This is a genomic window from Mixta intestinalis, from assembly GCF_009914055.1.
GTDB lineage: Bacteria > Pseudomonadota > Gammaproteobacteria > Enterobacterales > Enterobacteriaceae > Mixta > Mixta intestinalis.
In genome coordinates this window covers 3,310,662-3,335,353 of the sequence record NZ_CP028271.1, presented here as the reverse complement: position 1 = coordinate 3,335,353, position 24,692 = coordinate 3,310,662, and the positions used below count along the sequence as shown (strand labels likewise).

The following is a 24,692-nucleotide window of genomic DNA, read 5'->3' as shown; positions in this document are numbered from 1 at the left end:
GGTATTGCATTCACTATGGCAGGAAATAAACCCACCAACAAATCCAACGAGGTTCGCGATCGCCAGGTAGAAGGGCTGAAATTACCGCCCCATTCGCTGGAAGCGGAGCAGTCGGTGCTGGGCGGGTTGATGCTGGACAATGAGCGCTGGGATAACGTCTCAGAACGCGTCGTGGCCGAAGATTTTTACAGCCGCCCGCATCGTCTGATATTCAGTGAAATGCAGCGGCTGTTGGAAGCTGGTCAGCCTATCGATCTGATTACGCTTTCAGACTCGCTGGAACAGCGTGGCGAGCTGGATATGGTCGGCGGTTTCGCCTATCTGGCTGAGCTGTCGAAAAACACCCCCAGCGCGGCGAATATCAATGCCTATGCTGATATCGTACGCGAACGTGCCGTCGTGCGCGAAATGATCGCGGTAGCGAATCAGATTGCCGACGCCGGTTACGATCCGCAAGGCCGCAGCAGTGAAGAACTGCTCGATTTTGCCGAATCCAACGTTTTTAAAATCGCTGAACAGCGCGCCAATAAAGATGAAGGACCGCAAAACATCGAGCAGATTCTGGAAGCGACCGTTTCCCGTATCGAATCGCTCTACCAGAAGCCGCACGATGGCGTTACCGGCGTTGATACCGGCTATCAGGATCTGAATAAGAAAACCGCTGGCTTGCAGGGTTCCGATCTGATTATCGTGGCGGCGCGTCCGTCGATGGGGAAAACGACTTTCGCTATGAACCTGTGCGAAAACGCCGCGATGCTACAGGACAAGCCGGTGCTGATTTTCAGCCTGGAGATGCCCAGCGAACAGCTTATGATGCGTATGCTGGCCTCGCTGTCACGCGTCGATCAAACCCGTATTCGTACCGGGCAGCTGGATGATGAAGACTGGGCGCGTATTTCCGGTACGATGGGCATTCTGCTGGAGAAAAAGAACATCTATATCGATGATTCCTCCGGCCTGACGCCCACCGAGGTGCGTTCACGCGCGCGCCGCGTGTTCCGTGAAAACGATGGTCTGAGCATGATTATGATCGACTATCTGCAACTGATGCGCGTGCCATCGCTCTCCGATAACCGAACGCTGGAAATTGCCGAGATTTCTCGCTCGTTAAAGGCATTGGCAAAAGAGCTGAACGTGCCGGTAGTGGCGCTGTCGCAGCTTAACCGCTCGCTGGAACAGCGCGCCGATAAACGCCCGGTTAACTCGGATCTGCGTGAATCTGGCTCGATCGAGCAGGATGCTGACCTGATCATGTTTATCTATCGTGACGAGGTTTACCACGAAAACAGCGATCTGAAAGGCATAGCTGAGATCATTATCGGTAAGCAGCGTAATGGGCCGATTGGCACCGTCCGCCTGACGTTTAACGGACAGTGGTCACGCTTTGATAATTATGCCGGCCCTCAGTACGACGACGAATAGCCTGCACGATTTGTGCATCCCCGCTGCGTCATCAGAAAATTGTGTTGGACAATTGCCGCTTATTTACGCTTATCTGTCACGATATCAGCGCTAAGAGCGGCAACATGCTATGACACAGATTGACGATTACGACCTGAAAATCCTTACCCTGCTGCAAAATAATGGACGTCTGACCAATCAGGAACTTAGCTATCTGGTCGGGCTTTCCGCCTCGCAATGTTCGCGGCGTCGTATCAGCCTGGAACAGGCGAAGCAAATCCTTGGTTATCACGCGCGTGTTTCGCCAGAGACGGTGGGGCTGGGCATGATCGGCCTGATCGAGGTGCGCCTGATTAACCATACCAGCGGTTGCGTAGAAAGCTTTCACCGTATGGTGGCGGAGCAGGACGCTATCGTTGATGTTTATAAAACTACAGGCGATGCGGATTATCTGATTAAGGTTGCGGTTGCCAGTCTGGCAGAATTAAGCGCTCTGATCAGTGAGCTGGTAGCGGGACATCGCAGCGTTGCGCATGTAAAAACGTCGGTAGTGCTGGAAAGGGTAAAAGAGCACGGGATAATGATGACCGCAGAGCATTTGCACCAGGTAAAGGTATGATGCGCAATATTGGTGCAACTGACTGTCGTTTTGGCTGATTGTATGCGCCGTTTAGCGGTTAATTGCTTATTTTGTGCATGAAAGGCGTCCCTGTTGCACGCTTTTATGAAAAATAAACCACTGCTTTTATTTAGCCAGCTGCGACCGCTGCTTATTCATTTTAGCGCGTTGGACCCGTTTTATGCGACATTGTGCGGTAACGTCATGACGGGCGTTACGAAGTCTGACTCTGTCAGCTTCGGCCCTTAATAATTACTATGGAGATTCACCGTGTTTCAGAAAGTTGATGCCTACGCTGGCGATCCGATACTGACTTTAATGGAAACCTTCAAGCAGGATCCGCGTCCGCATAAGGTTAACCTGAGCATTGGCCTCTATTACAACGAGCAGGGCATTATTCCGCAGCTTCAGGCGGTGGAAGAAGCGGAGACGCGTCTGAATGCGCAGCCGCATCAGGCCTCGCTCTATTTGCCGATGGATGGGCTGGCCGGTTACCGCGAGGCGATTGCGCCGCTGCTGTTCGGCGCGCAGCATCCCGCGCTCCAGGCGAAGCGCATCGCTACGATTCAGACCGTAGGCGGCTCCGGTGCACTGAAGGTTGGCGCAGACTTCCTGAAACGTTATTTTCCGCAGTCGCAGGTATGGGTTAGCGATCCCACCTGGGAAAACCATATTGCCATCTTTGCGGGCGCGGGTTTTGAAGTGAACACCTACCCCTGGTACGATGCGCAGAGCAATGGCGTACAGTTCGACGCCTTCCTCGCTACGCTGAAAACCCTATCGGCGCAAAGCATCGTGCTGCTGCATCCCTGCTGCCACAACCCAACCGGCGCAGACTTAACTCAGGATCAATGGGATCGGGTGGTTGAGGTGCTGAAAGCGCAGCAGCTGATTCCTTTCCTGGATATCGCCTATCAGGGCTTTGGGGCCGGGATGGAGGAGGATGCTTACGCTATTCGCGCAATCGCTGCGGCAGGCATTTCTGCTCTGGTTAGTAATTCCTTCTCAAAAATTTTCTCGCTCTATGGTGAACGCGTCGGCGGCCTGTCGGTGGTATGTAGCGATGCGGAAGAGGCGGCACGCGTACAGGGGCAGCTGAAGGCAACGGTGCGCCGCAACTACTCGTCGCCACCGAATTTTGGTGCCCAGGTAGTGGCCTGCGTGCTGAATGACGAGGCGCTAAAAGCTAACTGGCTGGCGGAAGTGGAGGCGATGCGCGTGCGCATCCTGGAAATGCGCCAGGCGTTGGTAACGGTGCTAAGCAAGGCGGTGCCCGGTCAGAATTTTGATTATCTGCTGAAGCAGCGCGGCATGTTCAGCTACACTGGCCTGAGCGCGCAGCAGGTTGATCGCCTGCGTGAGGAGTTCGGCGTTTATCTGATCCACAGTGGACGCATGTGCGTGGCCGGGCTCAATAGCCGCAACGTTCATCAGGTAGCGGAGGCCTTCGCCGCCGTTATGTAACCTGAACGCCCTGTCGCCTGAGCGTGTCAGGGCGTTATTCAGAGAAGGAGCATCATCTGTGTGGCATCAGCAAACCCTTTCCCTTAGCGCGAAGTCGCGTGGCTTCCACCTGGTTACCGATGAGATTGTGCAACAGCTTCCGGCGCTGCGTGAGATCAGGACGGGGCTGCTGCACCTGCTGTTACAGCATACCTCGGCATCGCTAACCTTAAATGAGAACTGCGATCCTACGGTGCGCAGCGATATGGAACAGCATTTCATGCGCCATGTGCCGGAGGAGGCACCTTATCAGCATGACTACGAAGGCGTGGATGATATGCCTGCGCATATCAAATCTTCATTGCTGGGCGTTTCGCTGCTGCTGCCAGTCAGTCGCGGGAGTCTGGTTCTGGGTACATGGCAGGGCATCTGGCTCGGCGAGCATCGCATCCACGGCGGCGCACGGCGTATCGTTGCCACGCTACAGGGCGAAAGCAGCGTAAGTTAACCGCTGCTCTGTTACCCAGTTACGATCGTTTCTTCCTGACCGTAAAGCGCGGTTGTTTGGCTATACTCAGTGAACAATAAGCCGTTTCCGGGAAAAAATGAGGCTGAATGGGCCTGTCCGCCTGGTCTGAAAAACGCATCCCGGAAATTTATTCATGTCGTTCGCGCCGGTAAACGCTGAAAAGCTATCTCAGCGGTGTGGCCTGTGGCGTAGCGCATTACCTCAGGGGGAATGAAAAATGACCAGCTCTCAGCTGTTGCAGTATTGTATGGCGAAGCCCGGAGCGGAACAGAATGTCTACGATGACTGGAAGGCAACGCAGATTAAAGTCGCGGATGTTCTCTTTGCCATGCTGCATGAGGTGAATGACCGCCCGGCGCTTACGCTGAAAACTTCGCCAGCGCTGGCCGATCTGCTGCGTGAACAGCATGCGGATGTTTTCCCCAGCGCGCACCTTAATAAAACGCACTGGAGCACGCTTTATCTGGATGGTGAACTGAAGGATTCGCAAATTTACTATCTGGTGGATGCTTCGCTACAGCAGGCGCTGGCAACCAAAGGCGGTTATCACGGTTGAAAGGCTGTCGCTGCGCAAGCCCGCAGCGACAGTGAGTTTACGCGGCGCTTTCCTGACGCAGCGTATCGATATCAATGACAAAGCGATATTTCACGTCGCTTTTCAACATACGCTCATAGGCTTCGTTAATCTGGTTCATCGCGATCAGTTCGATATCGGACGTGATATTGTGCTTACCGCAGAAATCGAGCATCTCCTGCGTTTCCGCGATACCGCCGATCAGGGAACCGGCCACGCTACGGCGTTTAAAAATCAAATCGAAAACGTGCGGTGCCGGATGATCGTGCTCAGGTGCGCCAACTAATGTCAGGTTGCCATCGCGCTTCAACAGGTTAATGAACGGATTAAGATCGTGCTGGGCTGCAACGGTATTCAGAATAAAATCGAAGCTGTTCGTATGCTGTGCCATCTGCTGGGGATCTTTAGAGATCACCACCTCGTCAGCGCCCAGACGTTTGCCATCTTCGATTTTAGACGGGGAGGTGGTAAACAGCACCACGTGCGCGCCCATCGCGTGCGCCAGTTTCACGCCCATATGGCCCAGGCCACCCAGACCGACGATGCCCACTTTTTTGCCCGGTCCGACATTCCAGTGACGCAGCGGAGAGTAGGTGGTAATACCCGCGCACAGCAGCGGCGCAACGCCTGCCAGATCGAGGTTTTCCGGTACGCGCAGTACGAAATCTTCATGTACTACCACGCTGGTGGCGTAACCGCCGTAGGTCACCGCTTTGGTTTCGCGGTCCTGACCGTTATAGGTAGGGACAAAGCCTTCCTCATAATACTGTTCCAGCCCTTCCTGGCAGCTTGGACAGCTGCGGCAGGAATCTACCATGCAGCCGACGCCAACCAGATCGCCAACGCGATATTTTTGGGTATGAGCGCCTGTTGCCGTAACGCGTCCCACGATTTCATGGCCCGGCACCACCGGGAAGATGGTGTTTTGCCATTCATTACGGGCCTGGTGCAGGTCTGAGTGGCAAACGCCACAGAATAACACTTCAATTTGTACATCATGCGCGCGCAGTTCACGCGGCTTGTAATCAAAAGGCGCGAGTTTAGATTTAGCATCCTGGGCTGCATAAGCGTGCGTAATATTCATGGTATCTCCCGTGATGAAGCGGTTAGAGACGAGCGAACCGGCTGCTCGCCTGAGATAAAGCTGAACGCGTTGCTTCTGTAACAGAAACAACGTGAAGCTTAAGGATAAACAGCGAAGGCAAGAGCAGCCAGACACGATAGTGTTTAAATCTTGCCTGTTTCTGCAAGGTTAATCTTGTATAAGGCAACGGAGCGAAAAGATGTACAACATAGCGCCGCTGACGGCAGAACCAGGTCAGGTGCGGCGAGAGAAAAGCCCCTGCGCGTTGGCAACAGGGGCGAGAATGACGAAACGCTTAGCGTTTTTCCAGCAGCGGCTTCAGAAAGCGTGCGGTATGGGATTCCTTGCACCTGGCAACGGTTTCCGGCGTACCGGCAACCAGAATCTGGCCGCCACCGCTGCCACCTTCGGGGCCGAGATCGACAATCCAGTCGGCGGTTTTGATCACGTCCAGGTTGTGCTCAATCACCACAATAGTATTGCCCTGATCGCGCAGCTGATGCAGTACCGTCAGCAGTAGCTGAATATCAGCGAAGTGCAGGCCGGTAGTCGGTTCATCAAGGATGTAGAGCGTCTGACCGGTGCCACGCTTCGACAGCTCACGCGCCAGCTTAACGCGCTGCGCCTCACCGCCGGAAAGCGTGGTAGCGGACTGACCGAGACGGATATAAGAGAGGCCGACATCCATCAGGGTTTGCAGCTTACGCGCCAGCGCCGGAACGGCATCAAAGAAATCGCGCGCCTCTTCGATAGTCATATCCAGCACTTCGTGAATGCTTTTGCCCTTGTACTTAATTTCCAGCGTTTCGCGGTTGTAGCGCTTGCCTTTACACTGATCGCACGGCACGTAGATATCCGGCAGGAAGTGCATTTCAACGCGCAGCACGCCGTCACCCTGACAGGCTTCGCAACGTCCGCCACGGACGTTAAAGCTGAAGCGGCCCGGATTGTAACCACGCGAACGCGATTCCGGCACGCCCGCGAACAGTTCTCGAATGGGGGTAAAAATACCGGTATAGGTAGCCGGGTTAGAGCGCGGTGTACGTCCTATTGGGCTTTGATCGATATCGATGACCTTATCGAAATTCTCCATGCCGGTCACTTCGCGATAGGGCGCGGCTTCGGCGATAGTGGCCCCGTTCAGCTGACGCTGAGCGATGGGGAACAGCGTATCGTTAATCAGCGTCGATTTCCCGGAGCCGGAGACGCCGGTGACGCAGGTAAACAGGCCTACCGGCAGCGTCAGCGTCACATCCTTGAGGTTGTTGCCGCGTGCGCCGGTAATTTTCAGCACCTTATTCGGATCGGCAGGTACGCGCTGTTCCGGCACTTCGATTTTACGCTTGCCGCTCAGGTATTGGCCGGTAAGGGAATCTTCTACCTGCATGATTTCTTCAGCGGTGCCTTCTGCGACGATCTGACCGCCATGCACCCCGGCACCGGGGCCGATATCGATAATGTGGTCAGCGGCGCGAATCGCATCTTCATCGTGTTCAACCACAATTACCGTGTTACCGAGATCGCGCAGGTGGATAAGCGTATCCAGCAGGCGCTCGTTATCGCGCTGATGCAGACCGATAGAAGGCTCATCCAGCACGTACATGACGCCCACCAGGCCCGCACCGATCTGGCTCGCCAGACGAATACGCTGCGCCTCGCCGCCGGAGAGCGTCTCTGCCGAGCGTGACATCGAAAGATAGTTCAGGCCGACATTGACCAGGAAGCTCAGACGATCGCCAATTTCTTTCAGTACTTTTTCCGCGATCCTGGCGCGCTGGCCGCTCAGCTTCAGGTTGCGGAAAAAATCCATCGCATGACCGATGCTCATCTCTGAGATAGTCGGCAGCGTGGTGTTTTCCACATAAACATGGCGCGCTTCGCGGCGCAAACGGGTGCCTTCGCAGGTAGCGCAGGCGCGATTGCTGATAAACTTCGCCAGATCCTCGCGCACTGCGCTCGATTCTGTCTCTTTATAGCGGCGCTCCATATTGTGCAGGACGCCTTCAAACGGATGGCGACGTATCGAAGTATCGCCACGGTCATTGATATATTTGAACTCAATGCTCTCTTTGCCGGATCCATACAGGATCACCTGCTGCACTTTTTCGCTCAGGCTGTTAAACGGCGCTTCGATATCGAACTTCAGATGATCCGCCAGCGAGCGCAGCATCTGGAAATAGTAAAAATTACGGCGATCCCAGCCGCGGATAGCGCCGCCAGCCAGCGACAGCTCGGCATTCTGCACCACGCGCTCAGGATCGAAATATTGTTGTACGCCCAGGCCATCGCAGGTTGGGCAGGCTCCCGCCGGGTTGTTAAAAGAGAACAGGCGCGGCTCCAGCTCGCTCATGCTGTAGCCGCAGATCGGGCAGGCGAAGTTAGCTGAGAACAGCAGCTCTTCCGCATTAGTATCATCCATGTTGGCCACGATCGCCGTACCGCCGGAAATCTCCAGCGCGGTTTCAAAAGATTCCGCCAGGCGTGTCGCCAGATCTTCACGCACCTTGAAGCGATCGATAACCACTTCAATGGTGTGTTTCTTTTGCAGCTCCAGCTTCGGTGGATCGGAGAGATCGCACACCTCGCCATCAATACGGGCGCGGATATAGCCCTGCGTCGCCAGGTTCTCCAGCGTCTTGGTATGCTCGCCTTTACGCTCTTTCACCACCGGTGCCAGCAGCATCAGGCGTGAGCCTTCCGGCTGTGCCAGTACGTTATCCACCATCTGACTCACGGTTTGCGCCGCCAGCGGTACATTATGATCGGGACAGCGCGGCTCGCCTACGCGGGCAAACAGCAGGCGCAGGTAGTCGTGGATCTCGGTAATGGTACCGACGGTGGATCGCGGGTTGTGAGAAGTTGATTTTTGTTCGATCGAAATCGCGGGCGACAGCCCTTCAATATGATCGACATCCGGTTTCTCCATCAGCGAAAGAAACTGACGCGCATAAGCGGAAAGCGATTCCACGTAGCGGCGCTGCCCCTCGGCATAGAGCGTATCGAACGCCAGCGAGGATTTACCGGAACCTGACAGGCCGGTGACAACGATCAGTTTGTCGCGAGGGATGATCAGGTTGATGTTTTTCAGGTTGTGGGTGCGAGCACCCCGGACTTCAATCTTATCCATTCACATTTCCCGGATTAACGCAGACTCACCATGCCTGTAACGATACGGCTGGACTAAACAGGTCATTATGGCACAAAAAATAACTGAATGTATATCCAGTAGTCTGTTGCAACAATGCAAAAAGATCTTCATTATTGGAAGCTTGCTCGGAAGTATGATCGGGCAGGCTAGCGTGATAGAATTTACCGTTTAGACTTTAGTGAATACTCATCGGGAGACGCGAACATGGCCAGCAGAGGCGTTAACAAAGTGATTCTTGTCGGGAATCTGGGTCAGGATCCGGAAGTGCGTTATATGCCGAATGGTGGAGCCGTAGCGAACATTACGCTGGCTACCTCTGAAAGCTGGCGTGACAAGCAGACCGGAGAGACCAAAGAGAAAACGGAATGGCACCGCGTTGTGCTGTTTGGCAAACTGGCGGAAGTGGCAGGCGAATACCTGCGTAAAGGTTCTCAGGTTTACATTGAAGGTTCTCTGCAAACGCGCAAATGGCAGGATCAGAGCGGCCAGGAACGCTATACCACGGAAGTGGTGGTAAACGTTGGTGGTACTATGCAGATGCTGGGCGGTCGTCAGAACGGCGGCGCGGGCGGTCAGGCCAGTGGCGGCATGGGCGGCGGCAACAACAGTGGCTGGGGCCAGCCTCAGCAGCCACAGGGCGGCAACCAGTTCAGCGGTGGTGGACAGCAGCAGGCTCCTGCTCGCCCGCAGCAGAGCGCGCCAGCCAGCAGCGAACCGCCGATGGATTTCGACGACGATATCCCGTTCTGACGAAAAATCACGGTTTAAAGGCCCGGCACCTCTGTCTGCAGCGGGGCGTCAGGCAACGAACTGAAGCATTACGAAACCCCGCTGGAGCGGGGTTTTTTTATGCGGCTTAGCGGTTTTCTCTGTAATGCTGTTCGCAGCGCTCTTTTGCCTCCTGGCGTAAATCACGCAGGTCGGGCAGGCTGTCGCCGGAACCGTAATCCATCGTGCCGCTGGTCGCCTCCTGCTTTTCATCCGCTGCGGCAAACGGTAGTTTGTCGCTCTGCTGCCATTCTTCGTTTTCACCCTGGCGAGTAAAAATCAGCGCATACTCCGGTGTAGCATCATCAGCGCCATAAATCTCATATTTATAGTGGGATTCCGCATCATCGCCCAGTTCCAGCGTATCAATCAGTTGTAAGTCCGCCATCGATGCCTCCTGTTGAGCAAATAGCAAGTATAGGTAATTTATCATTACCTGAGGCGCGCCCTCTTTTTGGCTTGAAAGCGGCTCAGCAACCTAAGCGGCAGGGCAGAGAGTAAAGGAAAAAATGAACGGCTTTACATCCAGACGGTATGGATAGCGCTGAATGAGAGAGAAGCTGGCGTCAGAAGTGAAAACCAAAATATAAACACAATTTAACTTAATCGGGAGATGAACACCTTTCAGTTGCGTAGTTAAGGTAAAACTCGGCTTTTAACCTTAAGAGGTATTAAACCCTTTTAGTGCCTTGCCGATATATACGGTACGGTTTTATACAGAGATCTCCTTGATGACCATTAGACGTTGTTCATTGTTTATCCTTTTTACCTTGCTGGCCATATTTCTTATCAGTTCGCTGACCAACGCCTGGCTGTTTGTACGCAGCAATAATTCTCTTGATAGCGTTAACAAAGAGATCCGCGTGGTATTAGCGATCATCGATCCGATTAACCACAGCCGTAACCTGCGCGTGCATTTAATGGAGTACATGAAACTGCTGGAACAGGGCAATGTGGAGGAGGCTAACGCCAGAATGAGCGGTGTGGATGAGCTGATGCACAAAATGGATGACGCCTTTACCACCTACATGCAGGCACCACGGTTAACGAATGAAGAGGCGGCGCTGGATAACTATCGTAATGCCTGGCTAATCTACAAACAGCAGGGAATTGAGCCGTTAATCGCTGCTGTACGCAACGGCGATCGGGCGGGATTCGCTAAACAGATCGCCAACATCGGAAAGCTGGATCGTCAGTATGAAGTAGCGCTGAATAATGTGCTGGCGCTGCATGAAGGGTACGCGAGACAGCTTAACGCGACTGCACAACAGGATTTCAGCTTTTCAGTCATGGTGCTGGGCATCTTTGTGGTAATTTTTGGGCTTATCATTGGCCTGATTTACTACCTGCTGAAGAAGTTTCTGCTTGATTCGCTGCTGGCAGCGAAAGAGCAGTGCAGCAAAATCGCTGAAGGGCAGCTTCAGCATGCCGTTGCGGTTAGCGCAACGTCGCGCACGGAAATTGCCGATTTGCTGCGTTCTATTGAATTAATGCGCCTGGAGCTGATTCAGATTATCAGCCAGGTGCGTGACTCCTGCCATAGCGTAGCCAATGCTTCACAGGAAATTGCCGCCGGTAATATCGATCTTTCCTCACGCACCGAACAGCAGGCCTCAGCGCTGACGCAGACCGCAGCCAGCATGGAAGAACTGAGCGCGACGGTAAAACAGAATACCGATAACGTTTACCAGGCGACTCGCCTGACCCAGGAGGCGGTAAAAGCGGCGCATACCGGTGAAGAAGTATCGAAAGCGGTGATTATGACCATGGGCGGGATCACGCAGAGCTCGCGGAAAATCGAAGAGATAACCTCAGTGATTAACAGCATCGCTTTTCAGACCAATATTTTGGCGCTGAACGCGGCGGTAGAAGCCGCACGCGCCGGTGAGGAAGGGCGAGGCTTTGCGGTAGTGGCAGGTGAAGTTCGTAGTCTGGCACAGCGCAGCGCCGCCGCCGCACGTGAAATCGAAGGGCTGATTAAAGATTCAGTTGCGGGTATCAGTCAGGGTTCGCAGCAGGTGAGTAAAACAGGCGAGGCGATCGCGAATATCATCGATTCCGTTTCACGAGTAGATGCGCTGATGCATGAAGTTTCTACCGCTTCAGATGAACAGAGTCGCGGTATTTTGCAAATTGAGCAGGCGGTAACGGAAATGGATGGCGTAACGCAGCAGAACGCGGCGCTGGTTCAGCAATCCGCTTCGGCAGCCTCTTCGCTGGAAGAGCAGGTGAATTACCTGAAAAAAACCGTGGCGGCTTTCCAGTTGCCTGCACGCTAAGCGCTAAAGCGAGGCCGGGAAGGGAGCTGCCTTTCCGGCTTGCGGCGTACTTTCATTGGCATGGCTCCCGCTATACCGCATTTGGCGTAACCTTCCGGCAGGGCGGCTGTAAGCGGTTACAGGTTCATTCCTGAGTAGCCGGACTCAGGGCTGACGTTTAATGCTACTATTTACCGGTACGATTCATTTTTTCCGTTTTGCATAGCATCAGGCTGAATAATGTCAATGTGTTCCGGTAAAGGGTGATAGCAGATACAGATTTATCTGGTACGACACAGCATTATTAGCGTAGCGGCAAATTTTAATCTTCGGATATTTCTGCCATGGTGTGGTTATTTCCGTTATTCGTTTTTAACGAGCCAAACGGGAATTTTAAGAAAAGCCTCAGAGCGCAACGGTGATTTTGGGTTTGATTTTCATTCCATAGGGATTTTCTGCCAGAAAATACCCGGCACAGAAATAAAGTTAATGGTGAAAGAAGGCTAATATCGGTCAGGATAAAAAATGGACCTGATATTAAGATTATGCTGATAATAATAACGGATGTTAAAAAGAACAATTTTTTGTTAACTGACTGATTGTCTTGCCATAAATCTCTTATACTACGCTATCAGAATTTTCGCTAAAAGGGCTCAGGCCGTCTGTTGGAATATACACTTTTACTACTGTATTTCTAATGTGATCTCAGTCGCAATCAGGCAGAAAGCACGGACCAGATTTAGCTTGAAATGACCCCGGCAAGTGAAACGGCAGCGGCGTTATTGGCAAGATAAAACATTAGCTATATTGAAATCGTTTTAGCGATTCTGACGTTTAGCACGTTTTTCTTAGCTTTAAACATTAGCCTTTGTGAACTAATTTATTGGTTCAGGGGCGAGGGGAGCATGTCTGAAGCCGGTCGAACAGGCGCAAAGGAAGCCGAAATTGTGATGCTTATCATCAAAAATATCAGGCGGGATGACGTGCCTTAGAAGCGGCATGCAGCAATAAAAATAAAGTGCTTCCCGGCCTGTTTCTCTTTTCTCAAAGAGAAAATAAGCCGGGAAGTGACTGAATCAAAGGGTTTTTATGTGAGTGTGATAAAAGGAAGCCTGAAAATCAATTACGCCCAAACGGAAATCGTTCAGGAAAAACTGGTACAAACGGCTGCTTCTTAAAATTTTTATTAACTTTACATATTGCTGTTTAATGACACTGTCAGTTGAGTTTACCCCTTTTTATTCAGTGATTGTCGCACTGACTGGAGGGATAATGGTAAACGCTACGGCTGATATCAAGCAGACGGCAGCTACGGCGCGTCCCAATCTCGAAAGTTTCCTGTAAATAATTAACCGCCTGACGCTTATCATTGGTGGTAAAGAAGTTTTTCACGACGCTTTGCAGCATGGCTTTATCAGAGGTGAGAATCTGTAACTCCCGGTTAAGTGCCTGAAGTTTTTCTTCCAACTCTTTGATTTTCCTTCCTTCTTCAGAAGATAATCCCGCGTATTTTTTCTTCCAGCTATAGAAGGTTGCTTCTGAAATCCCCAGATCTTCACAAATGTCCTTAACTTTGACACCACACTCAGAAGCTTTAATCGCATTGGTGATTTGCTCTTCGGTGTATCGTGACTTTCTCATAAATGCTGTTACCTTTCTAATCAATTAATGGATGAGAAAAGCTGCGATAATAAATGGATCTAATCCCCTGGAATATTAAAGCAGCGTATTAAAGTGCGCGATTTGAATGGCAAGCAATAAGTTAAGTTATCCTGTAGAAATATCATCATGGGATTTCTCTTATTTTAACTTCAGCTTCCTTCCATAACCTTCCTCAAAACAAAGTTTTGTTATAGATTCTCTCCCGAACAGTTGAAACGATTTCGGTAACCCAAACGTGGCAATACGACTTGCGTAACGGCAAAAGTGTGCCAGGGTTGTCCTTTAAAATAATTCCTATGAAATCGTTTACAGGGAAAACAACAGGCCAGTTTTTATCAGATGCTATCTGAGATTTATCTTAATAAAGAACTGACTGCTGTTATTAAAATAACTGCCAGTCAGGCGCGTTGTTTTAATGTTTTGCCCGGTGTTCACTGTGCGTAATTGTACGTTGTAAACATGGACGTAGTTTTCATAAGTGTGAGTAGTGGAAATACAAAGGATGCGTCGATGAAATACAGTGTGATGTCCAACGCCGCCTGGATGATATCTGAAAAATTCGTTTCCATATTTGGCGTTATATTTGTCACGTCTTATGTGGCGAAATCGTTTGGACCCACGGTATTTGGCCAGATGTCTTTTTCTGTGTCGCTGTTTTCGGTAGTGCAGACTATCGCTATTTTCGGCACCGAAACCATTCTGTTCAAGCGTATCAGCAAAAGCGCCCAGAAAGGGGTACGGCTGATGACGATAGCTAAAAAGCTGCGCCTGTCGCTGCTGCTGCTGCTTTCGCTGCCGTTGCTGGTGTGGATGTACTACAACATGCGCGAGAACTATCTCGCTTTTGCGCTGGCCTCTTTTTTGTCGGCACTATTTGTTACGCAGGACACGTTTAGCGTCTTTAACAACGCGCGTCTGGCGTCGCGTCTGAATACTGTCGCTAACACCGCCGGAATGCTGCTGAGTTTCGCTATCAGCTTTAGCATCGCCTGGCTGAAGCTAAGTCCGCTCTGGTTGACCCTGTCGATCGTGGCGGTAACGCTGGTGCCGTACATGATAAAAAGGCACAACTTCTATCAGCGCTTCAGCGATGAGGCACCGCCGCGTGGCAAAAGCGGCAATTATCTGCGCTATTTAATTTATGCCGGCTTGCCATTGGCGATTTCCAGCATATTTATTTCCGTGCAGATTAAAATGGCGCAATTTTTCCTGGTTGGCGTAGGGACCGCTAAGGATGTTGGGCTGTTTACCGCTGCGAATATGATATCTGCATCCTGGATATTTATTCCGGCGGCGATCATTACTTCAAGTTTTACCGAAATATTCAGAGAGCAGTCAGAGCGAGCTTTAAAACTGACCGCGCGTTTGAATGGCTATGTTATGGTTGTTTCGTTATTGATGTTTCTTATCGCCTCCCTGTACGGTGAGCAACTCATTATTACCCTTTATGGGCAAGATTACACACAGTCGGGAAGTCTCATTACGTTATTGTCGTTAGCAACCTGCTTTTCGTCGATGGGGACAGTCGCATATCGTTATATGGTCAAAGAAGGAGGTTTTAATTATCTGCTGAAAAAAATTCTCTGCCTGATGTTATTCAGCGTACCGTTAACCTGGTTGTTAATTACCGTTTTCGGCCTGAAAGGCGCGGCGTGGAGTGTTTTACTCACAGAAGTTCTGTCCCTGACCGTAATGAATTACTTCTTCAAACATGGCGTCATACGCAAGATTCACGTTTCCTCACTCAACTACAAAACTTACAAATGAGGTTAAGATGTCTAAGTTTAAAGATGAATTAAGAAGAAGCGTTCTCTATTTTGTTAAAAAAATGCCGTGGGCATACCAGGATCGCATTCATTATTTTCGTAAGTTTAAAAGACTACCCAATATTCGTGAACCTAAATTGTTCAACGAAAAAGTGCTCTACCGTAAGTTTGTTAACGGTGACTATGCACGCTACAGCAAACTCTCTGACAAGTTTACCGTACGTGACTACATCGCTGATACCATCGGGAGCGAGTACCTGATTCCACTGGTGCATGAAACCTGCGATCCTGCGACCCTGCTAAGCCTGCCAGGCCTGAAGAATACCGTGGTGAAGCCGAATCATGGCTCTAACATGGTGGAGATTCTGCTGGAAGAGCCAGACAGCCTGCAAAAGCAGCTAATCGTTAATCGCTGTCATGAGTGGTTGCGTAAAGATTTTTCCGAAGAGGCGCGCGAGATTCACTATCGTTATATTAAGCCGCGTATTCTGGTGGAGAAATATATTGGCGATGGCAAGAGTGCGCCGATCGATTATAAATTCCATATGTTCAATAAAAAAGACGGCAGCTTTGAATATGTGCTACAGGTAATTTATAACCGTAGCAATCCGGCTCTGTCGATGAATTTTTACGTCAATAACCTGCATGAGGCATGGTATAAAATTCGCGACACCGGGCTGAATATTAGTCAGACGGTGCCGAAGCTGGAGCAGGCGTTAGCGCTGAGTAAAACGCTGGCGAAGGATTTCGATTACGTACGCGTTGACTGGTATATTCATGAAGAGCAGATCTGGTTTGGTGAATTAACGTTCACGCCGGGCGCTGGACTGGTTACCGGACTCGATCGCGGCCTGAATCGCATGATGGGGGAGATGTGGTTACAGGATCATATTATACCTTCGCTGCCACCAGGCACCGCTGACGTTACAGATGTTACGCTGCCGGTAATGCTGAAGAAGGTGTGAAAGTATTGCCGTGAGGTTTATCAGATATAAAAAAAGCGAGCTGGCGTGCTCGCTTTTTTTATTAATAATTGATTAAGGCATTGGCCATTCCGGTGGCGTCTGGCTCATGATATTAACGAACGCGTCTTTGGTAATGTTCAGGAAATTATTGATATTTTCCATGCTGAACGTCATACCCAGCAGTCCGGCCACAAACCAGCAGGTCAGGCCAACACCAATGCCGCTGAACATAAAAGCCATTACCGGATGGCTTGTCTGGCGACACTTAATTTTAAATGTGCTGGCGAAAAACATCAGGACGGCGCTTAGCAGTTCCCAACGCATTACAACAAGGCTGGCGGTAAGCGTAGCCATAACATTCAACCTCTGTTTTCTATCAACCCTGACGCCCCAAAGAGAGACGCGATAAAGATGCCAGGGAGTCTTTACCGGTCGTAACGTGCCATACCAAAGTGTGACTTGAGTCACATTATATCACTGCTTTTTAAAAGTTGAACAAAATTTATGCCACGAGAAATTATATAGCACTTGGCGTAAAAGTTATTATTATTCAGTCGCTTGGTTTGTTTTGGTGTGCGATTTTTTACGATTATTATTGATTTTTAGCAGGGAAATGGGCGCTAACGGTTACGGTAATAACCCAAACAGTAATCTCTTAGGGAGTAAAAGCACGGGCCCAGGATAAATCCTGATCCGTCCGACAGAAATACAACGGAAATCCATTTAGCTGATTGTTTTAACAGGAAAACTTCAAAAATATCGCTGGCTTTGGGATGAATCTGACTCCGTGAGTCATTGTACGCATGATGGCAGCTGGATAGTCTTTTGAGACCGCATTTTACCTCCGTAGCGTTAGCGAGAGCAGTAGCGCTATCACGCAGCATTATCTATCTCATTCAGGACGCCATTATGACCAGGTTGCACTCTGCCTCTAACATCGTTCTGAGGTGCTGTCTGTTACAGAAACATCCTTCATGTAACGGTAGGCCGGATGGAGGAAGCTATGATCGGAAATAGCCTGAGCGACAGAAACGCCGGACCAGCGCCTGCGCGCCCCACGCTGCGTAAATCACTACAGCGTATTCATCTGATCATTATTATCGTTTCGATGACTATTTCCGGCCTTTCACTTTCCACCCTCTCGCTGATCGCGCTGCGTAATTATGCGGAAAACAATCTGGAGCTGCTTGCCTCCACGCTCAGCTTTACCGTGCAGCCATCGGTAATAAAAGGTGACGCCCGGACCGTTCATGAGGCGCTGGCAGAGATTGGCAGTCGCGGCAGCTTTTCATACGGGCGCGTCTACAATCGCCAGGGCGAATTGCTGGCAGGCTGGCACGCTTCGCCACGGCAGCGTCAGAACGGCGTTGAACGGTTGATTGCGCGCTGGCTGTTTCCGGCACCGGTTAGCGTACCGATAATACATAGCGGAGAAACCATTGGGCGAATCTGGCTGATTGGCGATGCCTGTAACGTCATTGAGTATCTGTATAAGACCTTTGCCTGGCTGGCGGCCAGCCTGATGATGACCGCAACGCTCGCCTCGCTGCTGTCGCGGCGTATGCATGCCGGGATATTACAGGCGCTACAGAGTATTACTTCCGTTACGCATGATGTACGGCAGCGTCGCGCTTTCGCGCAGCGGGTGCCCGCCGCAGAGATCGCTGAACTGGATGCGTTGAGCCATGATTTTAATAGTCTGCTACAGGAGCTGGAAGAGTGGCAGCACAGTATCAGGCGGGAGCATGCCAGTCTGGCACACCAGGCCAGTCATGATGCGCTGAGCGGTTTGCCTAACCGCATCGCTTTCGAGCGCGCCCTGCAACGGGCTTTTGCCGATAGCGAACGACGCCAGAGGCTGGCGCTATTATTTATCGATGGCGATCGTTTTAAAGAGATCAATGATACCTGGGGCCATGCCGCCGGTGACGCCATTATTACCGCAACGGCACAACGGCTGCGCGTGCAGGTCAGAAAAACGGATATGGTCGCGCGGCTGGGCGGCGATGAGTTTGCCATTTTGCTGCACGATATTAGCGGGCCGGACCAGATCGCACGCGTGGCGCAGCATCTGATGAACGCGATGAAAAAGCCGCTAATTCTGCCGGATGGTCAATCTATTCTCTGGTCGCTGAGCATCGGTGCCGCGCTGGGTAAAAGCGCGAGATCGGCTGAAGGATTACTGGCTCAGGCCGATGCCGCCATGTATCACATTAAGTCGCTTGGCGGCGGCTGGTATCTGTCACCACTCGGACAGAGCCAGCCGCAGGCTGAACCGGCCTGACTTTAGCCGCTTACCGGACAGCAAGCGCCGGTAGTGCGCTGGGCAAAACTGCCCATATTGTCGACGCGCGGAAAGCTAACCGGACGCTGACGCAATGCATTCTGCCGACGCATACTGTGGCGATAGGCCGTTGGTGTCTGTGAAAACTGGCGGCGGAAAACGCGGGAGAATGTCTGTTGTGAATCAAAACCATACTGCATGGCGATATCGAATACCGGGCGCTGAGTCATCGTGAGCGCTTCGGCCGCCAGGGTCAGACGACGTTCACGAATGTAGCTGCCCAACGTCTGTTTCGTTACGGTACGGAACATACGTTGCAGGTGCCACTTGGAGTAGCCAGCTTTGGCTGCGACTTCGTCGATAGAAAGGTTCTTATCCAGATTCCGATCAATCCAGTCAGTCAGAGAATGAATAATGTCGTTATGCATCATGACTACGTCCTTTTGTTGAGATTTTGCGCTTTGCGAGTTAATGGTGGGGAAGTATAATTCCTCAAGTTAACTTGAGGTAAAGCGTAAAATGAAAAAAAATGCCTATCCCAAACCGGTGCTGACACCAGGAGAAGTTGCGAAGCGTAGCGGCGTGGCCGTTTCGGCGCTGCACTTCTATGAATCGAAGGGGCTGATAACCAGTACGCGTAACGCAGGTAACCAGCGGCGCTACAGTCGTGACGTGCTGCGCCGGGTTGCCATCATCAAAATCGCTCAACGTATCGGTATTCCGCTCGCAACGGTTAGCGAAAATCTGGCGCATATGCCTGGCGATAAGCGTATTTCGACCAAAGCATGGGAGGAGCTGACTGAGCAGTGGCGTCAGGAGCTAACCAAGCGAATTGAGACGCTGACTCGCCTGCGTGACGATCTGGATGGTTGTATCGGCTGCGGTTGCTTATCGATGCGTGATTGCCCGCTGCGTAACCCTGGCGATAAGCTGGCGGAAGAGGGCACCGGCGCTATCCTGCTCGATCCGCATCGCGATGAGGAGTAGCCGCTATACTGGAGGCTAACGCATCGTTGCAGGAGCCTTCTATGATCGTGGTACATCATCTGAACAATTCGCGCTCCCAGCGCATTCTTTGGCTACTGGAAGAGCTGGCGCTGCCCTATGAAATCAGGCGCTACCAGCGCCAGGCGACGATGCTGGCACCTGAAACACTGAGAAAAGTGCATCCGCTGGGGAAAGCGCCGGTCATTACCGATGGCGATCGGGTGATCGCTGAGTCAGGAGCCATACTGGAATATCTTGCTGAACGCTATGATCGTCAGCACCTGCTGTCGCCGCAGAATGAAGAGGCAAAACTGGAGAGCCGCTACTGGCTGCACTATGCGGAAGGTTCGTTGATGCCGCTGGTGGTGATGCGTCTGATCTTTAGCCGTATGGGGAAACCTCCGGTCCCCTGGCTGCTGCGTCCGGTCGGCGCAGCGTTTGGTAACGGCGTGCGTAAAGGCTTTATTGATAAACAACTGGCGACACATCGTCAGTTTATTGAGCAGCATCTGGCGCATCGCGCGTGGTTTGCCGGTGAGCAGCTATCGCTGGCGGATATTCAGATGAGTTTTCCCATACAGGGGCTGGCGGCGCGCGGCGGCCTGAAGGAGATGCCCGCTACCCAGGCGTGGCTGGATAAGGTTACCCGTCGTCCTGCCTGGCAACGCGCTATTCAGCAGGGCGGCGAACTGGATCTGACGGGCTCCGATAACTGATTTTTACTCCCCTCCTGCGCCAACTCGTGAATTATCCTGAATCATGGGTAAAGAGCAGTTGAAAATCTGTTAGCAAAGACAGGATAATCGTTTGCCTTTTTACAGGCCGCTATCCGGCCCCTTTTCGCGCGGCGAGGTAAACGTTTGCTTTTTTTAATGGGTATAGGGCAAGCGTTTTCACGCGGGTCTTTCCAGGGATCCAGACCACGCAGTATTACGCCGCGTCGCGCAGGCCGTCATCCAAAATAACGAGGTTTTTCATGTCGACTCCATCACAACCCGCGCGTCGTTCGCTCGATGCCTGGTTTCAGATCTCCGCGCGCGGCAGCAGCGTGCGTCAGGAGATTATCGCTGGCCTAACCACCTTTCTGGCGATGGTGTATTCCGTTATCGTTGTGCCGGGCATGTTGGGCAAAGCCGGTTTTCCGCCTGCGGCGGTGTTTGTCTCGACCTGTCTGGTAGCCAGCGTTGGCTCGATCATTATGGGCCTGTGGGCCAATCTGCCGATGGCGATTGGCTGCGCGATTTCGCTCACCGCCTTTACCGCCTTCAGCCTGGTACTGGGACAGCAGATCGCTATTCCGGTGGCGCTGGGCGCGGTATTCCTGATGGGTGTACTGTTTACGCTGATTTCCGCTACCGGTATTCGTGCCTGGATTCTGCGTAATCTGCCGATGGGCGTGGCGCACGGTACCGGTATCGGTATCGGCCTGTTCCTGCTGCTTATCGCCTCTGATGGCGTGGGCCTGGTGGTGAAAAATCCGGCGGCGGGCCTGCCGGTGGCGCTGGGCGACTTTACCTCTTTTCCGGTAATCATGACGCTGCTTGGGCTGGCTGCTATCTTTGGTCTGGAAAAACGCCGCGTGCCGGGCGGCATTCTGCTGACCATTATCGTTATTTCGCTGATTGGTCTGGCGGTAGATCCGGCGGTCAGCTTTAAAGGGCTGTTTGCGATGCCAAGTTTGAACGATGCGAACGGTCAATCGTTGCTGTTCAGCCTTGATATCGGCGGCGCGCTACAGACGGCGGTACTACCCAGCGTGCTGGCGCTGGTAATGACGGCGGTTTTTGACGCTACCGGCACTATCCGCGCGGTAGCAGGGCAGGCTAACCTGCTGGATAAAGACGGGCAGATCATCAGCGGCGGTAAGGCGCTGACTACTGACTCCCTCAGCAGTATTTTTGCTGGTCTGGTCGGCGCATCGCCTGCGGCGGTTTATATTGAATCGGCAGCCGGGACAGCGGCGGGCGGGAAAACCGGCCTGACGGCGATTGTGGTTGGCGTGTTGTTTTTACTGATTCTGTTTATGTCGCCGCTGGCTTATTTAGTACCAGCCTATGCGACTGCACCTGCACTAATGTATGTTGGCTTGCTGATGCTGAGCAACGTAGCGAAAATCGACTTTAACGATTTTGTCGATGCGATGTCAGGACTGCTGACGGCGGTATTTATCGTTCTGACCTGTAATATCGTCACCGGTATTATGGTTGGTTTTGGCTCGCTGGTGATTGGACGCCTGTTTGCTGGCGAGTGGCGCAAGCTGAACGTTGGCACTGTGATTATCGCTGTGGCGCTGGTGGCTTTTTACGCTGGCGGTTGGGCACTGTAACTGCTCTTGGCGCGGCAGCATAATGCCGCGCCTGCTTTACCGGACACGTTGCATTTCCTGCCTTCCGCTTGATAAACAGAGAATCATCCTGAAGCTACAGGAATCGCACGCCTTGTTTTTAACAGACTTAGCGTTTTGTTTTACACTGCTGAGGGGCGACCCCCAGGGTAATCGACTACAACGCCTGTTGGAAGGGGCTATAAGGAAAGCATGGAAATCTTTTTTACTATTCTCATCATGACGCTGGTGGTGTCGCTATCCGGCGTCGCTGCTCGCATTATTCCGTTCCAGATTCCGCTGCCGCTGGTGCAAATCGCCGCGGGCGCGCTGCTTGCCTGGCCGACTTTTGGCCTGCATGTCGACTTCGATCCGGAACTGTTTTTGGTCCTGTTTATTCCGCCGCTGCTGTTTGCGGACGGCTGGAAAACGCCAGTTAATGAATTCCTGCATCACGGGCGGGAAATTATCGGCCTCGCGCTGGTGCTGGTGTTGATCACCGTGGTTGGGATTGGCTACCTGATTTACTGGATGGTGCCGGGCATTCCGCTGGTTCCTGCCTTTGCGCTGGCGGCGGTGCTGTCGCCTACCGATGCCGTGGCGCTGTCAGGCATTGTCGGTGAAGGGCGCATCCCGAAAAAAATCATGTCTATTTTGCAGGGCGAAGCGTTAATGAACGACGCCTCCGGCCTGGTATCGCTAAAATTTGCCGTCGCGGTGGCGATGGGCACGATGGTATTTACCGTTTCCGGTGCCACGGTGGAATTCTTTAAAGTTGCTATCGGCGGCCTGCTGGCCGGTGCTGCGGTATGCTGGCTGTTCGGTAAATCGCTGCGCCTTTTCAGCCGTCTGAGCGGTGACGACCCCGCCACGCAAACCGTACTGTTGCTGCTGTTGCCGTTCGCCTCTTATCTGATTGCAGAACACCTGGGCGTATCGGGCATCCTGGCAGCGGTTGCCGCCGGTATGATGATTACCCGTTCCGGCATTATGCGCCACGCGCCGCTGGCGATGCGTCTGCGCGCTAACAGCGTCTGGCAGATGTTGGAATTTGTATTTAACGGCATGGTATTCCTGATGCTGGGCCTACAGCTGCCGGGTATTCTGGAAACCTCAATTACCGAAGCGAATGCCGATCCGAACGTGCAGCTGTGGATGCTGTTCACCGACATCCTGCTGGTTTACGCCGCGCTGATGCTGGTGCGTTTTGGCTGGCTCTGGACAATGCAGCGCCTCAGCAAACGCTTCCTCACTAAAAAGCCGATGGAATTTGGCAACTACAGCACGCGCGAGCTGCTGGTCGCCTCTTTTGCGGGCGTGCGCGGGGCGATTACCCTGGCGGGCGTGCTCTCCATTCCGCTGTTCTTGCCCAATGGTGATGCGTTCCCTGGGCGCTATGAGCTGGTGTTCCTTGCAACCGGCGTGATTCTGTTCTCATTACTGGTTGGCGTTATCCTGTTGCCAGTGCTGCTGCGTGGCGTTGGCGGCGTTGATAAGAGCAGCGATCGCCGTGAGATACAGCAGGCGCGGGCAATGATGGCGGGCGTGGCGATCGAAAGCCTGTACAAGATGGAAGAGCGCCTGACGCATGATACGCAAGAGAACATCGATAATGAGCTGCTGAAAGAGGTTAGTTCACGCGTTATCGGCAACCTGCGCCGCCGTGCCGACGGGCAAAGCGATCTGGAACATGCGCATATTGCCGAGGATCTGGAGCGTCGTTTCCGCCTCACCGCGTTACGCGCCGAGCGTGCCGAACTTTATCATCTGCGGGCAACGCAGCAGATCAGTAACGAGACCATGCAGAAGCTGCTGCGCGATCTCGATCTGATGGAAGCGCTGCTGGTTGAAAAAGAAGACCATTAACGCTGATGACGAATATGGGCGGCTCAGGCCGCCCTTTTTTATACCGACAGCTTTGGCGTTTCGTCCGGCCAGAAAGTGCGGCAGCAGTCAATCCAGGCCTGAGCGCTGCGGGAAAGATAGCTTCCTTCGCGCCAGATTAGCCCCAGCGTCCAGGTCAAATCTGATTCCAGCGGTAGCCACAGCAGCGACTGTTTATCCAACCGCTGACAGATCGGCTCCGGTAAAATCGCCACGCCCATTCCCGCCTGAACCATTGCGGCAAGAAAATCCCACTGCCCGCTGCGCACCGCAATTTGTGGTGACAGACCGGCCCGCTGAAACGCTACCTTTAGCTGCCGGTTAAGAGAAAATTCCTCATTAAAAATCAGTAACGGATGTTGCGCTACCTCTGCCAGTGAAATACTTTTTCGATCGCGCCAGGGCGTAGTGTGCGGTAACAAAACGCAGAGCGGATGGCGCATCAGCGTTAACGTATTTAGCGGCAGCGGCTCATCCACCGGTAACGCGGTTAAGGCCAGATCGAGGCTACCGGACAGCAGCGCCTCCTGTACCGCCAGGCCGCCCGCCTCAACGATTTTTAGCGCAATGCCAGGATAGCGCTGGCGGAAAGCAGAGACGGAGCCAGCAATCTGCATACCCACCATCGGCGGCACGCCAAGCCGTAGCTCACCGGTTTTAAGCTGGTTAATATCCGCAATTTCCATTTCCAGCTGCTTAAATTCCTGCAAAATGAGCTGGCCACGCTGATAGACCACCTCGCCGCTGTCGGTCAGATGCAGCTTGCGCCCCTCGCGTAGCAGTAGCGTACAGCCCATCTCCTCTTCCAGATGGCGCAACATTTTACTGATAGTCGGCTGAGTGACGAACAGAGCCTCCGCTGCGCGGGTAAAGCTTTGCTGCCGTACCACCTCCACGAAATACCGTAGCGCCCGAACGTCCATAAATTATTCCGATAATGAATAGTTCGAATAATATTAATTCATTTTTTTCACCCTTTCACCGCGCCGTATAATGA

The 24,692-nt window shown here is 52.5% G+C and carries 21 protein-coding genes; 14 read left to right on the top strand and 7 right to left on the bottom strand.

The window, feature by feature from the left end:
• Positions 1 to 15: 15 nt before the first annotated feature.
• The 5 genes from dnaB (at position 16) to C7M51_RS15400 (ending at position 4,548) form a co-directional block, all read left to right on the top strand.
• Entirely contained in the window at positions 16 to 1,422 is a 1,407-nt protein-coding gene (gene dnaB, locus C7M51_RS15420; protein WP_160622549.1) for a replicative DNA helicase, read from the top strand.
• 109 nt (positions 1,423 to 1,531) lie between these two features.
• On the top strand, positions 1,532 to 2,020 hold the full coding sequence (locus C7M51_RS15415; RefSeq protein WP_160622548.1) for an Lrp/AsnC family transcriptional regulator: 489 nt from the start codon (positions 1,532 to 1,534) through the stop codon (positions 2,018 to 2,020).
• A gap of 270 nt (positions 2,021 to 2,290) precedes the next feature.
• Positions 2,291 to 3,484 carry an amino acid aminotransferase gene (locus C7M51_RS15410; RefSeq protein ID WP_160622547.1) on the top strand — a complete coding sequence of 398 codons (1,194 nt, stop codon included), beginning with the start codon at positions 2,291 to 2,293 and terminating at the stop codon, positions 3,482 to 3,484.
• Between the two features lie 58 nt (positions 3,485 to 3,542).
• Positions 3,543 to 3,971 carry a secondary thiamine-phosphate synthase enzyme YjbQ gene (locus tag C7M51_RS15405; RefSeq protein WP_160622546.1) on the top strand — a complete coding sequence of 143 codons (429 nt, stop codon included), beginning with the start codon at positions 3,543 to 3,545 and terminating at the stop codon, positions 3,969 to 3,971.
• Between the two features lie 238 nt (positions 3,972 to 4,209).
• Positions 4,210 to 4,548 carry an MmcQ/YjbR family DNA-binding protein gene (locus C7M51_RS15400; RefSeq protein ID WP_160622545.1) on the top strand — a complete coding sequence of 113 codons (339 nt, stop codon included), beginning with the start codon at positions 4,210 to 4,212 and terminating at the stop codon, positions 4,546 to 4,548.
• 37 nt (positions 4,549 to 4,585) lie between these two features.
• Here the strand turns inward: C7M51_RS15400 and C7M51_RS15395 are convergent, their stop codons facing one another.
• Positions 4,586 to 5,650, bottom strand: a complete 1,065-nt coding sequence (locus C7M51_RS15395) for an NAD(P)-dependent alcohol dehydrogenase (protein WP_160622544.1) — start codon at positions 5,648 to 5,650, stop codon at positions 4,586 to 4,588.
• Positions 5,651 to 5,945: 295 nt separating this feature from the next.
• Positions 5,946 to 8,777, bottom strand: a complete 2,832-nt coding sequence (uvrA, locus tag C7M51_RS15390) for an excinuclease ABC subunit UvrA (protein WP_160622543.1) — start codon at positions 8,775 to 8,777, stop codon at positions 5,946 to 5,948.
• A 225-nt stretch (positions 8,778 to 9,002) separates the two neighbouring features.
• On the opposite strand from uvrA, the gene ssb1 reads away from it, so the two are divergent.
• Positions 9,003 to 9,548, top strand: coding sequence for a single-stranded DNA-binding protein SSB1 (ssb1, locus tag C7M51_RS15385; RefSeq protein ID WP_160622542.1), 546 nt, complete (start codon positions 9,003 to 9,005; stop codon positions 9,546 to 9,548).
• 106 nt (positions 9,549 to 9,654) lie between these two features.
• Here ssb1 and C7M51_RS15380 read toward each other — a convergent pair whose 3' ends face one another.
• Positions 9,655 to 9,954, bottom strand: a complete 300-nt coding sequence (locus C7M51_RS15380) for a hypothetical protein (protein WP_160622541.1) — start codon at positions 9,952 to 9,954, stop codon at positions 9,655 to 9,657.
• 343 nt (positions 9,955 to 10,297) lie between these two features.
• Between C7M51_RS15380 and C7M51_RS15375 the strand changes: the two genes are divergently transcribed.
• Positions 10,298 to 11,845, top strand: coding sequence for a methyl-accepting chemotaxis protein (locus C7M51_RS15375; RefSeq protein ID WP_160622540.1), 1,548 nt, complete (start codon positions 10,298 to 10,300; stop codon positions 11,843 to 11,845).
• 1,221 nt (positions 11,846 to 13,066) lie between these two features.
• Here C7M51_RS15375 and C7M51_RS15370 read toward each other — a convergent pair.
• Complete coding sequence (locus C7M51_RS15370) at positions 13,067 to 13,465, bottom strand: transposase (RefSeq protein ID WP_160622539.1); 399 nt, start codon at positions 13,463 to 13,465, stop codon at positions 13,067 to 13,069.
• A gap of 531 nt (positions 13,466 to 13,996) precedes the next feature.
• Here C7M51_RS15370 and C7M51_RS15365 point away from each other — a divergent pair.
• Entirely contained in the window at positions 13,997 to 15,253 is a 1,257-nt protein-coding gene (locus C7M51_RS15365) for an oligosaccharide flippase family protein (protein ID WP_160622538.1), read from the top strand.
• 7 nt (positions 15,254 to 15,260) lie between these two features.
• Positions 15,261 to 16,217: an ATP-grasp fold amidoligase family protein gene (locus C7M51_RS15360; RefSeq protein ID WP_160622537.1), complete on the top strand. Its 957-nt coding sequence runs from the start codon at positions 15,261 to 15,263 to the stop codon at positions 16,215 to 16,217.
• 72 nt (positions 16,218 to 16,289) lie between these two features.
• Here C7M51_RS15360 and C7M51_RS15355 read toward each other — a convergent pair whose 3' ends face one another.
• A complete protein-coding gene (locus tag C7M51_RS15355; protein ID WP_160622536.1) occupies positions 16,290 to 16,571 on the bottom strand; it encodes a YjcB family protein in 282 nt (93 codons plus the stop codon).
• 649 nt (positions 16,572 to 17,220) lie between these two features.
• Between C7M51_RS15355 and dgcN the strand changes: the two genes are divergently transcribed.
• Positions 17,221 to 18,501, top strand: coding sequence for a diguanylate cyclase DgcN/YfiN (gene dgcN, locus C7M51_RS15350; RefSeq protein ID WP_160622535.1), 1,281 nt, complete (start codon positions 17,221 to 17,223; stop codon positions 18,499 to 18,501).
• A 2-nt stretch (positions 18,502 to 18,503) separates the two neighbouring features.
• Here dgcN and soxS read toward each other — a convergent pair whose 3' ends face one another.
• Complete coding sequence (soxS, locus tag C7M51_RS15345; protein ID WP_160622534.1) at positions 18,504 to 18,932, bottom strand: superoxide response transcriptional regulator SoxS; 429 nt, start codon at positions 18,930 to 18,932, stop codon at positions 18,504 to 18,506.
• 88 nt (positions 18,933 to 19,020) lie between these two features.
• Between soxS and soxR the strand changes: the two genes are divergently transcribed.
• From soxR to C7M51_RS15325, 4 genes are all read left to right on the top strand, one after another.
• Entirely contained in the window at positions 19,021 to 19,488 is a 468-nt protein-coding gene (gene soxR / locus C7M51_RS15340; RefSeq protein ID WP_160622533.1) for a redox-sensitive transcriptional activator SoxR, read from the top strand.
• 41 nt (positions 19,489 to 19,529) lie between these two features.
• Positions 19,530 to 20,204 (top strand): glutathione S-transferase family protein, encoded by a 675-nt coding sequence (locus C7M51_RS15335; RefSeq protein WP_160622532.1) that lies wholly within the window; start codon positions 19,530 to 19,532, stop codon positions 20,202 to 20,204.
• A gap of 260 nt (positions 20,205 to 20,464) precedes the next feature.
• A complete protein-coding gene (locus C7M51_RS15330) occupies positions 20,465 to 21,814 on the top strand; it encodes an NCS2 family permease (RefSeq protein WP_160622531.1) in 1,350 nt (449 codons plus the stop codon).
• 210 nt (positions 21,815 to 22,024) lie between these two features.
• Positions 22,025 to 23,677 (top strand): Na+/H+ antiporter, encoded by a 1,653-nt coding sequence (locus tag C7M51_RS15325; protein WP_160622530.1) that lies wholly within the window; start codon positions 22,025 to 22,027, stop codon positions 23,675 to 23,677.
• A 38-nt stretch (positions 23,678 to 23,715) separates the two neighbouring features.
• Here the strand turns inward: C7M51_RS15325 and C7M51_RS15320 are convergent, their stop codons facing one another.
• On the bottom strand, positions 23,716 to 24,618 hold the full coding sequence (locus C7M51_RS15320) for a LysR family transcriptional regulator (protein ID WP_160622529.1): 903 nt from the start codon (positions 24,616 to 24,618) through the stop codon (positions 23,716 to 23,718).
• Between the last annotated feature and the right edge of the window lie 74 nt (positions 24,619 to 24,692).

Coding starts and splice junctions, on each gene's coding strand:
- dnaB (WP_160622549.1), top strand. CDS start 16: ATGGCAGGAAATAAACCCACCAACAAATCCAACGAGGTTCGCGATCGC.
- C7M51_RS15415 (WP_160622548.1), top strand. CDS start 1,532: ATGACACAGATTGACGATTACGACCTGAAAATCCTTACCCTGCTGCAA.
- C7M51_RS15400 (WP_160622545.1), top strand. CDS start 4,210: ATGACCAGCTCTCAGCTGTTGCAGTATTGTATGGCGAAGCCCGGAGCG.
- C7M51_RS15395 (WP_160622544.1), bottom strand. CDS start 5,650: ATGAATATTACGCACGCTTATGCAGCCCAGGATGCTAAATCTAAACTC.
- uvrA (WP_160622543.1), bottom strand. CDS start 8,777: ATGGATAAGATTGAAGTCCGGGGTGCTCGCACCCACAACCTGAAAAAC.
- ssb1 (WP_160622542.1), top strand. CDS start 9,003: ATGGCCAGCAGAGGCGTTAACAAAGTGATTCTTGTCGGGAATCTGGGT.
- C7M51_RS15380 (WP_160622541.1), bottom strand. CDS start 9,954: ATGGCGGACTTACAACTGATTGATACGCTGGAACTGGGCGATGATGCG.
- C7M51_RS15375 (WP_160622540.1), top strand. CDS start 10,298: ATGACCATTAGACGTTGTTCATTGTTTATCCTTTTTACCTTGCTGGCC.
- C7M51_RS15370 (WP_160622539.1), bottom strand. CDS start 13,465: ATGAGAAAGTCACGATACACCGAAGAGCAAATCACCAATGCGATTAAA.
- C7M51_RS15365 (WP_160622538.1), top strand. CDS start 13,997: ATGAAATACAGTGTGATGTCCAACGCCGCCTGGATGATATCTGAAAAA.
- C7M51_RS15360 (WP_160622537.1), top strand. CDS start 15,261: ATGTCTAAGTTTAAAGATGAATTAAGAAGAAGCGTTCTCTATTTTGTT.
- C7M51_RS15355 (WP_160622536.1), bottom strand. CDS start 16,571: ATGGCTACGCTTACCGCCAGCCTTGTTGTAATGCGTTGGGAACTGCTA.
- dgcN (WP_160622535.1), top strand. CDS start 17,221: ATGATCGGAAATAGCCTGAGCGACAGAAACGCCGGACCAGCGCCTGCG.
- soxS (WP_160622534.1), bottom strand. CDS start 18,932: ATGATGCATAACGACATTATTCATTCTCTGACTGACTGGATTGATCGG.
- soxR (WP_160622533.1), top strand. CDS start 19,021: ATGAAAAAAAATGCCTATCCCAAACCGGTGCTGACACCAGGAGAAGTT.
- C7M51_RS15335 (WP_160622532.1), top strand. CDS start 19,530: ATGATCGTGGTACATCATCTGAACAATTCGCGCTCCCAGCGCATTCTT.
- C7M51_RS15330 (WP_160622531.1), top strand. CDS start 20,465: ATGTCGACTCCATCACAACCCGCGCGTCGTTCGCTCGATGCCTGGTTT.
- C7M51_RS15325 (WP_160622530.1), top strand. CDS start 22,025: ATGGAAATCTTTTTTACTATTCTCATCATGACGCTGGTGGTGTCGCTA.
- C7M51_RS15320 (WP_160622529.1), bottom strand. CDS start 24,618: ATGGACGTTCGGGCGCTACGGTATTTCGTGGAGGTGGTACGGCAGCAA.